We start from the raw sequence: 13553 nt of genomic DNA, 5'->3' as shown, positions 1-13553 counted from the left end.
GAAACAACACCCTTCCTATAAAAAGGTTTTCATATAATATGAAAAGAGTATGTTCAGCCCAATTTAACCTTTAACTCTTCCACAAGCTTTTTTGCACGATCTTCTATCGTTTGAAATACCGGGTCGAATAACTGATCGTCAAAGTAAGGATCTGTGACATCCAGATTTTCAGAAAGAAACAAACTCACTTTTTTTCTTTGATCATCATTTTCTGCCAGGCTTAAAACATCCCTCAGGTTATTTTTATCCATAACGAGAATCTGATCAAACTCATCCAGCATGCTGCTATTGAAATGTTGGGCTCGCTGTTTAGATATATCGTATCCATAGCTTTTTGCAACTGCTATGCTTCGTTTGTCTGCAGGTTGACCGACATGCCAGTTGCCGGTACCAGCAGAAGCAATCTCCCAGTTGAGTCCGGCATCAGCAGCCAGCTGCCTGACAATTCCCTCTGCAAGCGGAGAACGGCAAATATTGCCCAGACAAACCATGAGGATTTTTTTCTTAGGCATAAATATCATTCAGTATATGTGCCAACCTTACACCGCCTTTAAGCAATTGTTCATTTAACATATCAACAAAATCAAAATTATAACGGTAGCTCAACTTATCATCTGCCTTTGTAACTTCATATATTTTATTGCATGCTTCGTAAGATTCATAAACAGTTTGTTTTAGTGAATCATGACTCCATTTCTTCAGTTGATCTTTGGTAGGGTGATTGATCGCCGCAGCATATTCTGTATAACTGAGCTGTTGATATTCAATCAGCTGCTCATCCCATACCCTGTGAAGGTTGGATCGTTGTCCGAACCAGGTTACTGTTACCTTATTACCTCCCAGATCGTCTTTTCTTGCCGTATGCATCGGTTGATGCAGATCCCCAACAAAATGGATCAGCAGGCGCATGGCCATCTGTTTCTCTGCTGCTGTTTTCTGCTTATCTTTCAGTATAGCAATCATCTCAGGGATCTTATTATAAACATTAGCCTGTTTATCGCTATCCAGAAAGTTAAATACGCCATTTTGATCAAGTCCTGCAGGTAGGTTTACATAGTGCCAGCTACCGAGGTAATTATACGATGTGTCCGACTTAATAAAATCAGGCCAGTTACTGGCCATCGCCGCACTCTCGGCTCCCAAAACCTGGGCTACCCCTTTACGTGCTCTTGCAGTGAGATAGTAGTCGGCAATCTGACCTACAATCCTATGGCCTGTCATTCCCCAGGCAGCGGCATTCAGCGGCAGATAAGCAATAATAGCAATGGCAATACAGGCCTTTTTAATTTGATGAACTAAAATCATGGTTGTGTTTTATAATTCCTGAGGTATACAGGTTATTTTTTGTTTAAGTACCAGGTTTACATCACGCTGGTCGCTCAGTCCCTGTAGATTTAGGTGACCGGCATCAGAAGATTTAACAATAAAGCCTTTTCTGTAAATTCCAACCGTATAACATCCTGATACTTTTTGCTTATAATTATCTTTAGTATAAGTTCCTTCCAGGAATAAGCTATCCTTTCTTACCTGATAAACTCCTTTAGCATATTCTTTCCAAACCCCATTATTATAACAAGGATCTTCGTAATAATTTACTTTTGAATGAGTAGTGAGGTCTACATAAAAAGAATCACAGGTAAATTTGATATGATACTGTGTATAATTAAGCAGTTTATCAGCGTTGGCAATACTGTCCTGGTTCCATACCCCCTGCAGAAAAAGTTCTCCATCACCCTGAACGTTTGGGCGTCTCTCGCAACCGAGAAACGCCACCAAACAGAATAGAATAATCAGATAATGGTATTTGTTCATGCTATTTTAAGCTACCTACCATATCTTCTGGCTTTACCCACTCCGTAAACTGCTCACTGGTTAATAAACCCAGTTCAATAGCCGCTTCACGAAGTGTTTTATTTTCCTTATGAGCCTTTTTAGCAATCTTTGCAGCATTCTCGTAGCCAATATGCGGATTTAATGCCGTAACCAGCATTAACGAATTTTCAAGGTGTTTCTTGATCTCCGGCAGGTTAGGTAAAATACCGACCGCACAGTTGTCATTAAATGATACACATGCATCACCCAGCAGTCTTCCGGATTGTAACACATTTGCCGCAATCACAGGTTTAAAAACATTCAGTTCAAAATGTCCGTTACTGCCACCGATGCCTACAGTAACATCGTTTCCCATCACCTGAGCGCAAACCATAGTCAGTGCTTCAGGCTGTGTAGGATTAACTTTACCAGGCATGATTGATGATCCTGGTTCATTATCAGGGATAATGATCTCTCCGATTCCAGATCGTGGACCTGAGCTGAGCATCCTCACATCATTCGCTATTTTCATCAGGGCAACAGCTGTACGTTTGTATGCTGATGACAACTCAACCATTGCATCATGTGCTGCAAGGGCTTCAAATTTATTTGGTGCAGTAACAAACGGCAATCCTGTCAGCTCAGCAATCTTGGCTGCTACCAGTACATCATACCCTTTAGGTGTATTTAAACCAGTTCCTACAGCAGTACCACCCAGTGCCAGCTCCGTGATCATTTCCAAAGCATTTTTGATTGCTCTGATGCTATTAGTCAGCTGCTGTGCATAACCTCCGAATTCCTGCCCCAGTGTTAAAGGAGTAGCATCCATGAAGTGGGTTCTTCCTGTTTTTACGATTTCACTAAATTCATCCGCCTTAGCCAGTAAGGTCTGCTGTAGTTTCTCAAGTCCCGGTAGGGTAATTTCTACAGCCTGTTTATAGGCAGCAATGTGCATAGCTGTAGGATAAGTATCATTTGAAGACTGCGATTTATTTACATCATCATTAGGATGAAGGATTTTTTTGTCATCAGCAAGGTCGCCACCATTCAGCACGTGTGCACGATAGGCAATTACCTCATTTGCATTCATATTGCTCTGCGTACCTGAACCTGTTTGCCAGATCACCAAAGGAAACTGATCATCAAGCTGACCGGCAATTACTTCATCACATGCAGAAGCGATCCATGTTGCTTTATCACTGGCCAGTACACCTAATTCCTGGTTAGCCAATGCAGCGGCTTTTTTCAAATAGCCAAAAGCATGGATGATTTCCTTTGGCATCGAAGCCTCCGGACCAATTTTAAAATTATTACGTGAACGTTCAGTTTGTGCTCCCCAGTATTTATCGGCTGGCACCTGCACTTCGCCCATGGTGTCGTGTTCGGTTCTAAAATTCATTTGTTTTATAATTTTGAACCAAAAATAAGGTTTTATATGTATAGAAGATTGTAAAGTATCTGATAATGTTTAAAACTCTTTTGCGTTTAGAAAGTTATTATTGTTTATTTTTCCGGCTTCAAAAAATACCTATCCATACAATGATCTACCGTACCATTCTACCTGTGGCTTTTCTGGCCACTTTTCTATTTAATGCTTGTTCTCATGCTGAAAAAAAAACCGAAGATCCGACGGTCCGCACCGTAAATGACGACAAGAAAGATAGTCTGCTTCTTACATATAACCCCGCTAAAGGTGACAGGTGGATCGCTGATTTTGTTCAGAACCTACATAAAAAATACGGTTTCAATGGAAATATGCTGGTTGCTAAAGACGGCAAAATTATTTACGAAAAAGCCATTGGATGGGCAGATTACCTGCACCGGGACAGCCTTAAGATCAGTTCAGAATTTGAGCTGGCTTCTATCACCAAAACTTTTACAGGTGTAGCTGTGATGCAACTGGTTGAACAGGGAAAGATCAAACTGGATGACGATGTTAAAAAATTCTACCCTAACTTCCCTTACGATGGCGTAACTGTAAAGTTGTTATTATCCCACAGGAGCGGGATGATGAACTATGTTTATTTTACAGACGGCATCTGGAAAGATAAAAAGAAACCGATGAGCAATACAGATGTGATGGATCTGATCGCTCAGTATAAACCTGCCCGCTATGCAGCACCTGATACCAGGTTTCACTATAATAACTCAAACTTTATGGTGCTGGCAGCAATCATAGAAAAAGTAACAGGCAAAAAGTACGCAGATTATATGATGGCGAATGTGTTCAAACCAGCTGGTATGAAACACACTCATGTGTACTCAACTACAGTTTATCCAAAGATACCTGTTGATGTGGTTGGTCACGATCGTACCTGGAGATATTCGGTAGTACAAAACTTCCTGGATGGCCCTGTTGGAGACAAGGGGGTATACAGCACTATACATGACCTTGTTTTATACGATAATGCATTGAAATCCGGAAGGTTGTTAAAGAAAGCGAGTCTCGACTCAGCCTACACAGGCCATAACAAGCCAGTAAACGGCCATTTCAATTATGGTTACGGATGGAGAATGTTTGATGGTGATAATGGGCGTAAAGTCGTATATCATACTGGTTGGTGGCATGGTTTCAGACACATTTATGTGCGTGATCTCAATAAAAATATTGTAATTGTTTTCCTGGGTAATCTCACCAATGGAAGCCTTTTGCACCTGGATGATCTTTATAAACATCTCGGCGTTCCCGTAATCAGAAAAGGAGCTTATACAGGCACGGGATCTATGCCCGGATCAGACGAGGATTAAGAGATTTTATCCAAAGCAATTCCTCTGCTTTTTTTATCTGTGAAACGTTTGAGTAAGGCATTTTCAGGCAAAGAAAGCAGAGGATCTTCATGAAAGATCTCTATAACAGTATTTCTTGCTTCCTGTAATATTTGCTGATCTTTTACCAGATTCGCCAGCTTCAAATCAAGCACACCACTCTGCTGCGTACCAGCCAGGTCACCCGGTCCACGAAGCTCCAGATCGATCTCAGATATCTCAAAACCATTATTGGTCATTACCATAGTTTCCAACCTCTTACGACCTTCTTTACTCAGTTTCTGACCTGACATCAGAATGCAGTAACTCTGCTCTGCCCCCCTGCCTACTCTTCCGCGAAGCTGATGCAGCTGTGATAAGCCGAAGCGTTCTGCATTTTCAATGATCATCACTGATGCATTCGGTACGTTTACTCCAACTTCTATTACTGTCGTAGCAACCATAATTTGGGTCTTTCCCTCAACAAAACGCTGCATTTCAAACTGCTTATCTACATTGGGCATCTTTCCGTGTACAATGCTGATCTGATAGTCAGGCAAGGGAAACTGGTATCGCATCTGCTCTATACCAGCTTCAAGATGTAACAGATCCAGCTTTTCACTTTCCTTAATCAAGGGATAAACTACGTAGACCTGCCTGCCCTTAGCAATCTCTGTTTTCATAAAACCAAACATCCGCAAACGTTGCCCCTCAAAAAGATGCCTCGTATCAATTGGTTTCCTGCCCACAGGCAACTCATCAATCATAGATACGTCCAAATCCCCATATACTGTCATAGCCAGCGTACGGGGGATCGGTGTGGCGGTCATTACAAGAATATGTGGCGGTATCTCATTTTTGCGCCACAACTTGGCACGCTGTTCTACGCCAAAACGATGCTGCTCGTCGATCACCACCAGCCCCAGATTTTTGAATTTTACCTTATCCTCAATAAGGGCATGGGTCCCCACGAGGATATCAATCTCTCCTGATTCAAGTTGCTGATGGAGTATCGTTCTTTGTTTTTTAGTGCTGTTACCCGTAAGAATATCTACCTTAACCAGCTTGCCATCAAGCAAGGACGCAATAGAATGATAATGCTGACGGGCAAGAATTTCCGTTGGGGCCATGATGCAGGCTTGAAAACCATTATCATTGGCAAGAAGCATACTCATTAATGCTACTACGGTTTTACCACTTCCCACATCGCCCTGTACCAGCCTGTTCATCTGGACACCACGCTGGGTATCTATCCTGATTTCCTTAATAACCCGTTTCTGGGCACCTGTAAGCGCAAAAGGAAGAATATCCTTATAAAAGTTATTTACCCTCTCACCGACCGTACTGAAGAGATGCCCTTTAAACTTCATCTCCCTGAACTGTTTACTACTTAATAACTGTAGCTGAATAAAGAACAGTTCTTCAAACTTCAGCCTGCGTTCAGCACATTGTAATGAAAGAGTATCTTTGGGAAAGTGGATATTTAGCAATGCCTCCCGACGATTAACAAGTTTGTATTTCTCGAGGATATAGGCCGGAATAGTTTCTTTAACTTCTGGCAGACTATGTTCGATCAACAGTGCCTGCAGTTTTTGGATTCCCTTACTATCCAGGGAGAATTTTTTTAGCTTCTCCGTTGAATTGTAAACCGGCTGCAGTGTCATATTTCCGGTTACGGTAACCGGGCGGGGATAGGTCTCCATCTCTGGATGAGAAATGCTGAATGAACCATTGAAAACGGTAGGTTTACCGAATGCGATATATACTTTGCCTCGCATCACGTTTTCATCTACCCATTTCAGACTCTGAAACCATACCAATTCAATTGTCCCCGTTTCATCAGTAAATCTGGCAACAATTCTTTTCTTATGTTTCTCGCCTATGGTTTCCTTACTTGTTATCCGGCCCAGAATCTGTACATACGGCAGCTCTGGTTGCAGCTCACTTACTTTATAAAAGCGCGTTCTGTCAATATACCTGAAGGGGTAATAGGTAAGCAGCTGGCCATATGTAAATATGCCCAGTTCCTTTTGCAGGATTTCTGCCCGCTTTGGCCCTACGCCCTTTAAAAATTCTATTGTGGTATCCAGATCAGAAGCAAACAAAATACTTATCCCTTGTAGGCTATCACAGATATTTCAACATTTACTCCTTTGGGTAATCCCTTTACCGCAACAGTTTCACGTGCCGGAAACTCGGATTCAAAGTATGAACCATACACCTCATTTACTTCTGCAAATAAAGCCATGTCAGATAAAAAGATAGTTGTTTTCAGAATGTTCGAAAACTCAAACCCAGCTTCCAGTAATACAGCATTCAGGTTACGCATGACCTGCTCTGTTTCTGATTTAATAGAATCTATGGTCAATTCTCCCGTAGCAGGGTTGATTGGTATTTGTCCGGAAACATATAAAAATCCATTTGCAAGAACTGCCTGGCTATATGGTCCGATCGGTGCCGGCGCATCTGTCGTATTGATAATTCTCTTCATAAAACAAATGTAGATAATTATTGTGATTACTGTTTGCCCTATGAGGCATTAGGTAAAGAGAATTGAGGGTATAAAAAAAGGGCTCCGATAAATCGGAGCCCTTTCTCTGTATGTTGTTTAAGAAATATTAGTTTCTTGAAGTTTCAACACGACGGTTTTGGATACGACCTTCTTCAGTATCGTTAGAAGCGATTGGATTAGCTTCACCTAAACCTTTAGTAGTAACTTGACTAGCGTTAACTCCAGAGTTAACTAAGTAAGTTTTTACAGAGTTTGCTCTATCTTTAGATAATTTCAAGTTATATGCAGCAGTACCTTCGCTAGAAGCGTAACCTTTTACTGAGGCTTTACCACCGTTTTCACGTAACACTGAAGATAATTTATCTAAAGTAGGGTATGATTCAGTTTTTAAAACTGAAGAGTTGAATTCAAATTGGATAGTTTCGAAACCAGTTACGTTAGAGTTTACCGGAGCAACTGGAGCTGGAAGTGGACATCCTGAACCATCAACTGCAGTACCAGCAGGAGTTCCTGGGCATTTGTCGAATTGATCAGAAACACCGTCTCCATCGCTATCTTTTTTCAAATCTTCAACAGATTTCTCAACATTAGTAACACGAGTTTTTAATGCTTCAACTTCTTGACGCAATGAAGGATCTTTCAATTCATCATACATCAAAGCTAATGGGTTAACCCAGTTTAAATCTGGTTTAGATTTAGAACCTAATGAGAATTCTAATCCAGCGTAACCGTATGAGAATTTATCTTTAGATGTTCCTTTAGCATAAACTCCGTCGAAGTTATCGCTATCAATGAAGTGCATTGTATAACCTAAGTTAAAGGCAACACGGTCAGAAACTTTAAATTTCACACCAGCACCAACTGGGATGTAAGCTTCTTTAACGTATTTTTTGTCTCTGCTATCTCCAGCGTTGTCTTTCCAATCAACTACAGCGCCGTTACCATAAGTTACTTTAGGTGCATAAGCAACTAAACCGTAACCAGCAGTAACGAAGAAGTTAACTGAGTTCTCACGACGTAAGAAGTCAACAGTAGCAACGTTAACAACACCTCTAATGTCAGCAGCGTAACCGATTGAAGTCTCAGACTCTCTAACACCACCTAAGCCTTGTTCTGTGTACTGAACACCACTAGCAGCATCTTTGTTAGTTCCAGAAACTTTTCCACGGAAAATGTTTCCTTCAATACCGAAAGCGTGACCTAATTGTTTCTTTAATGAGATACCATAACCTAAGTTCACATCAGCATTAGTGAAGTCATTTGATCCACCGATCGCAACGAACGGAGATAAAACACCACCATTAACACCAACTGACCAAGTTCTGTACTGGCCTCTTCCACCAAATACTTTGGCTGAAGATGAAGTTGCAGTAGAATCCTGTGCAGATGCTAGAGTAGACACTCCAACAGCCGTTACAAAGGATAATGCTAGCCCCTTCTTCAAAGTAGAATAATTCATAATTTTTCTTTTTTAAGGTTAAACAAATTTAAACTGTATAATTTTTTTGTGTAGCAAAATTAAACAAATTTTTATTTCTCACAACAGGTATACAAACACCGTTCCAAATTTAACATATTTGAGGATTTGGATATATTTGACTTTATTTGCCAATATAGTCAGTACCATCATGAAATACGAAGATATAGAAAGTACGTTATTTATTGAAAATAGAATAAAATTACGGAAACTGCTAAAAAACAACTCCTTAGCTATATTTCGATCTAATGATGAATTCACCAGAAGTGGTGATCAGGACTATCCTTTTAAACAAAATGCAGATCTCTTTTACCTTTCTGGCATTGATCAGGAGAAGACCATTCTGCTTATTTACCCTAATTGTCCTAACCCATTATACAGCGAAGTCCTTTTTTTAAGACAGACCAATGAGGACATTCAAGTGTGGGAAGGCCATAAATACTCAAAAACGGCCGCACAGAAAGCATCCGGCATCCAATCTGTTTACTGGATAGATGATTTTGACAACATTTTGCAAAGTATCATCGCTTTTGCGGACAACATATATTTGAATGTAAATGAAAATGTTACAACAGGATCTTCATTCACTTCATCAGATATCCGTTTTATTGAGCAGATGAAGGCTAAATATCCGCTTCATCATTATGAAAGAGCTGCACCATTGATGCGTCAGCTACGTGACACAAAGTCACATCATGAGGTGCAACTTATAAAAAAAGCCTGTGATATCACGGGGAATGCTTTTTTACGTGCGCTTCAGTATATACAACCTGGTGTATCAGAATATGAGATCGAAGCGGAGATTATTCATGAATTTATAAGACGCCGGGCTACCGGCCATGCTTATCCTCCGATTATAGCCTCAGGGATAAATGCAAATATTCTCCACTATAATGACAACAACCAGTCCTGTAAAAATGGAGACCTGATCCTAATGGATTTTGGCGCTGAATATGCAAATTACAATGCAGACATGACCCGCACTGTTCCTGTAAACCGCAGGTATACAACAAGGCAGAGGGAAGTTTATAATGCCGTTTTGCATGTGATGAAGGAAGCAATAAAATTAATGGTGCCTGGCATTTCAAGCAAGGAGTATAATCAGAATGTTGGCGAACTGATGACAGAACAATTGATTGGCTTAAACTTGCTGGCTGCAAACGACGTTAAGAAACAAAATCCAGCTTACCCTTTATATAAAAAATATTTTATGCATGGCATCAGTCACCATTTAGGCCTTGATGTACATGACCTTGCAAATCGCTATCTGCCTTTTTCTTCAGGAAACGTACTTACATGCGAGCCGGGCATCTACATTCCTGAAGAAGGTTTTGGTATTCGCCTTGAAAACAATATTTTGCTAACCCATGATGGCAACATTGATCTGATGAAACATATTCCTGTTGAAGCGGATGAAATTGAAGAGATCATGAATAGTACTCCAACATTATTATAACATGTCAATACCAAAAATCATACATCAAACCTTTAAGTCTTCGAAACTGCCTTTAATTCCCCGCTTGCATATCTCCAGGCTCAGGAAAAAAAATCCTGCCTATACATACGAGTTCTATGATGATGCCCGCATAGCCAGATTTCTTAAAGATGAATTTGACCCTGAAGTTTTTGAGCTCTATAGCAGGCTCAACATCGGCGCCGCCAAAGCAGATTTTTTCAGATATGCTGTACTTTATAAAAAGGGAGGAGTATATCTTGATATTGACTGCAGTGTAAAGAGCCGTCTTGATGATTTTATCAAACCTGACGACCAGGCACTCCTTTCACCAGAAAAAAATCCGGCTTTTTTTGTACAATGGGCTATGATCTATCAAGCTGGTCACCCATTTTTGAAAAGAACAATGGAAATGATACTGGATAATATTGCCCAAAACAGATACCCTCATGATGTGCATAAGATGACAGGACCTACCGTTTATTCGATGGCAATCAGGGAGTGTCTGGCAAATGACCCTGATATACCACACAGGACATTAGGTATAGAATATGCACCACATTTAAAAGATAAATACAAGTGGGCTAAATTCTTTCTTTACAGTAGCAGGGAAGATCATTGGAAGAAGAAACAGCTGAGCTCAACAGTACTCAAGTAAGCTCAGCACTTATGATCGTACTGTTCTATAAAGCGGTAAAGATTAAAATCTGAGTTGAGATAGGAGGACGAAAGATGATCCTGTAGGTCAGTTTTTGATACATCTTGCATGCGCTTATGCTGTATTAGCTTATAGGCTTTTTCTGCATACAGAAATAATCTTCTTACATTATCCCTGATGTTTGCTGTGCTTAACCACTGCAATATTTCTTCAATACCTGAATTCTTATCTGCTATAGTTTTAAAAACTGGAACAGGATCTGCGCGATGGTGCAGTGATTTGCTCAACCGGTTGGCAAAAGACTCCGCTCCATCCCTGTCCGCCTTGTTCACAATAAAAGCATTGCCTATTTCCATCAATCCGGACTTGATATGCTGAATTTCATCACCGGCTTCGGGTACCAAAACGATCATAGTAAAATCTGCCAAACCGGCAATTTCAATCTCTGACTGTCCCACGCCCACAGTTTCTATCAGGATAACATCAAAATTGGAAGATCTTAATATATCAGTCATCTCAATAATTTTTCCTGCAAGCCCACCCACCGAACCGCGGGTAGCAACAGATCGGATATAAACATCAGGATTATTAAAATGCGTAGACATTCGTATCCTGTCACCAAGAAGTGAGCCCAGATTAAACGGAGAGGTGGGATCTACTGCCAGCACGGCAATCTTCTTACCTTCAGCACTCCATATTCCTATCATGGCATTCACCAGCGTACTTTTTCCAGCACCGGGTGGACCGGTAATTCCAACTACGGGAATATCATGATTGACATCCAGATTCTTTAACAGTGATCCACTTCCCGGCAGTTCATTTTCAACTAAAGTCAGTCCTCTGGCCAAAGACAAATAATCTCCATTTTTTATTCCAGATAAAAGTTGTGACGTTGTTCTCATGGTAACCTCCCTTCCTGCAAAGAACCAGAATATATCTGCACCTGCAAAATAAATAATCTGTATATATTGAAGCTTCAGAATTGGATTGAAACCTGCTCAAATGCAACATTGGATATTACAAATACTAATTTCGTACCTTCGCTAAATTTTCAAGTTTAAATGAAGACCTATTTCAGACTATTATCATTCGCCAAACCCATAGAAAAGTTTGCGATTCCATACATTATAGCTACCCTTTTATCGGTATTTTTCAATACTTTTAACTTCACCCTGCTAGCCCCATTACTAGATACTCTGTTTGTAAACAGATCAGAGCCGGTCAACAGTAATAGCATAGAAAAGGTAGCATCATCTTTTGATTTTCTTGCAAGGTTCAGAAATTATATAGATTATTCCATCAATACCCATGGTAAAACGGAGACATTGGAGTTAGTTTGTACTGTGATCCTGGCCTCAGTACTGTTGTCAAATTTATTCCGCTATCTTTCACAAAGGTTCATGGAGGACTTGAGAGTGCATACTTTACTGAATCTTAGAAAAACAGTTTATAATAATGTAATGGACTTGCATCTTGGATATTTCAACAGCGAAAGAAAAGGAGATATTATTTCAAAAGTAGCTTCAGATGTCCAGGTTGTTCAATTTACGGTTACCAATACGCTTCAAGTTGCATTTAAAGAACCTCTGCAACTGATATTTTATGTGATAGTTCTTCTTAGCATCTCGGTAAAACTCACTCTTTTTTCATTGTTGGTTATCCCAGTATCAGGATTTATCATCAGTAAAATTGTAAAACGTCTCAAAGCCCAGGCAACCGCGGCACATGAATCTTTTGCAAAAATGATTGGTTTCCTTGATGAGTCATTAAGCGGGATTAAGATTGTCAAAGCTTTCAACGCAACTGAAAGAGCCAAAAGTAAATTCCAGCATGAAAACGAATATTATTCCAATATCAACAGGAAGATGGTCAGGAGACAACAGCTGGCCTCGCCTGTGTCTCAATCCTTGGGTGTTCTGGTAGTTGTACTGATTGTACTGTACGGAGGCCAGCTTGTGATTAGTGGCCAGAGTACCGAATTTACACCTTCTGAGTTTATCATGTACATTGCTGTTTTCTCCCAGGTGATGCAGCCTGTAAAAGCAATCAGCGATTCATTTAGCTCTATACATACAGGGATAGCTGCAGGAGAAAGGGTTATTGAACTGATTGATACTAAACCGGAACTAACCGATAAAAAAGATGCCGTAGTATTAACTGAGTTCAATAAAAAGCTATCATTTGAGAATGTAAATTTCTTTTATGGAGACAAGCAGGTGTTGAAAGATGTAAGTTTTGAAGTGGAGAAAGGCAAGACTATTGCGTTGGTTGGCCCATCTGGTGGTGGGAAAAGTACTATAATGGATTTGATACCTCGTTTTAATGACCCAAAATCAGGATCTCTGAAAATTGATGGTCTTGATCTGAGAGACGTGAATGTAGAGAGTCTGAGACAACAGCTTGGAACTGTTAATCAAGAGTCATTCCTCTTCAATGACACAATCTTTAATAATATCGCTTATGCGAGACCAGATGCATCAGAAGAAGAAGTAATAGCAGCCGCAAAGATTGCCAATGCACATGAGTTTATCCTACAAGCTGAAAATGGATACCAGACTTTTGTGGGGGACAGAGGTAACCGCCTTTCAGGAGGACAGCGCCAAAGGGTTTGCATTGCCAGAGCTGTTTTGGCAAACCCTCCCATCATGCTGCTCGATGAAGCCACATCTGCTCTTGATACTGAATCTGAGAAGCTTGTTCAGGAAGCACTAAACAACTTGATGAAAAACCGAACATCAATTGTTATTGCTCACCGCCTAAGTACAATTCAGCATGCGGATATAATCATTGTAATTGAAAATGGCAGGGTCCTGGAAAAAGGCAGCCATCTAGAATTGCTGAATAAGAGTGGTCTCTACAAACGATTAATAGATATGCAGACCTTTGCAGAATAATT

Annotated in this window: 12 protein-coding genes; 4 read left to right on the top strand and 8 right to left on the bottom strand. The window is 40.4% G+C overall.

Annotated elements, in window-relative coordinates; genetic code table 11:
* Positions 1-53: 53 nt before the first annotated feature.
* The 4 genes from OQY15_RS06160 to fumC are packed head-to-tail and all read right to left on the bottom strand — an operon-like array spanning position 54 to position 3211.
* The gene (locus OQY15_RS06160; protein WP_265789048.1) at positions 54-512 is read right to left on the bottom strand and encodes a low molecular weight protein-tyrosine-phosphatase; all 459 of its coding nucleotides are present in this window, start codon (positions 510-512) and stop codon (positions 54-56) included.
* Positions 505-1305 carry a S1/P1 nuclease gene (locus tag OQY15_RS06155; RefSeq protein WP_265789047.1) on the bottom strand — a complete coding sequence of 267 codons (801 nt, stop codon included), beginning with the start codon at positions 1303-1305 and terminating at the stop codon, positions 505-507. Before OQY15_RS06155 ends, OQY15_RS06160 begins: the two co-directional genes overlap by 8 nt.
* Before the next feature lie 9 nt (positions 1306-1314).
* Positions 1315-1812 (bottom strand): fumarate hydratase, encoded by a 498-nt coding sequence (locus OQY15_RS06150; protein WP_265789046.1) that lies wholly within the window; start codon positions 1810-1812, stop codon positions 1315-1317.
* Between the two features lies 1 nt (position 1813).
* Complete coding sequence (gene fumC, locus OQY15_RS06145) at positions 1814-3211, bottom strand: class II fumarate hydratase (RefSeq protein WP_265789044.1); 1398 nt, start codon at positions 3209-3211, stop codon at positions 1814-1816.
* A gap of 140 nt (positions 3212-3351) precedes the next feature.
* On the opposite strand from fumC, the gene OQY15_RS06140 reads away from it, so the two are divergent.
* The gene (locus OQY15_RS06140) at positions 3352-4560 is read left to right on the top strand and encodes a serine hydrolase domain-containing protein (RefSeq protein WP_265789042.1); all 1209 of its coding nucleotides are present in this window, start codon (positions 3352-3354) and stop codon (positions 4558-4560) included.
* On the opposite strand, the gene recG is transcribed toward OQY15_RS06140, so the two are convergent.
* The 3 genes from recG to OQY15_RS06125 all read right to left on the bottom strand — a co-directional run bounded on the left by recG (position 4557) and on the right by OQY15_RS06125 (position 8528).
* The gene (gene recG / locus OQY15_RS06135; protein ID WP_265789040.1) at positions 4557-6662 is read right to left on the bottom strand and encodes an ATP-dependent DNA helicase RecG; all 2106 of its coding nucleotides are present in this window, start codon (positions 6660-6662) and stop codon (positions 4557-4559) included. The genes OQY15_RS06140 and recG overlap by 4 nt on opposite strands.
* 5 nt (positions 6663-6667) lie before the next feature.
* The gene (locus OQY15_RS06130; RefSeq protein WP_265789038.1) at positions 6668-7048 is read right to left on the bottom strand and encodes a RidA family protein; all 381 of its coding nucleotides are present in this window, start codon (positions 7046-7048) and stop codon (positions 6668-6670) included.
* Between the two features lie 127 nt (positions 7049-7175).
* On the bottom strand, positions 7176-8528 hold the full coding sequence (locus tag OQY15_RS06125; protein WP_265789032.1) for an OmpA family protein: 1353 nt from the start codon (positions 8526-8528) through the stop codon (positions 7176-7178).
* 169 nt (positions 8529-8697) lie between these two features.
* Here OQY15_RS06125 and OQY15_RS06120 point away from each other — a divergent pair, with 169 nt between their 5' ends.
* Together OQY15_RS06120 and OQY15_RS06115 are read left to right on the top strand one after the other, a co-directional pair.
* The gene (locus OQY15_RS06120; protein WP_265789030.1) at positions 8698-10002 is read left to right on the top strand and encodes an aminopeptidase P N-terminal domain-containing protein; all 1305 of its coding nucleotides are present in this window, start codon (positions 8698-8700) and stop codon (positions 10000-10002) included.
* Between the two features lies 1 nt (position 10003).
* Positions 10004-10657: a glycosyltransferase gene (locus tag OQY15_RS06115; protein ID WP_265789027.1), complete on the top strand. Its 654-nt coding sequence runs from the start codon at positions 10004-10006 to the stop codon at positions 10655-10657.
* Between the two features lie 2 nt (positions 10658-10659).
* On the opposite strand, the gene OQY15_RS06110 is transcribed toward OQY15_RS06115, so the two are convergent.
* Positions 10660-11511 (bottom strand): GTP-binding protein, encoded by an 852-nt coding sequence (locus OQY15_RS06110; RefSeq protein ID WP_265789025.1) that lies wholly within the window; start codon positions 11509-11511, stop codon positions 10660-10662.
* Positions 11512-11718: 207 nt separating this feature from the next.
* On the opposite strand from OQY15_RS06110, the gene OQY15_RS06105 reads away from it, so the two are divergent.
* Positions 11719-13551, top strand: a complete 1833-nt coding sequence (locus OQY15_RS06105; RefSeq protein ID WP_265789023.1) for an ABC transporter ATP-binding protein — start codon at positions 11719-11721, stop codon at positions 13549-13551.
* The last annotated feature ends 2 nt before the right edge of the window (positions 13552-13553 follow it).

The organism is Pedobacter sp. MC2016-15 (assembly GCF_026239695.1).
Classification (GTDB): Bacteria; Bacteroidota; Bacteroidia; order Sphingobacteriales; family Sphingobacteriaceae; genus Pedobacter.
Note: the sequence above shows the minus strand (reverse complement) of the source record. Positions and strands in the feature narration are given on the sequence as shown.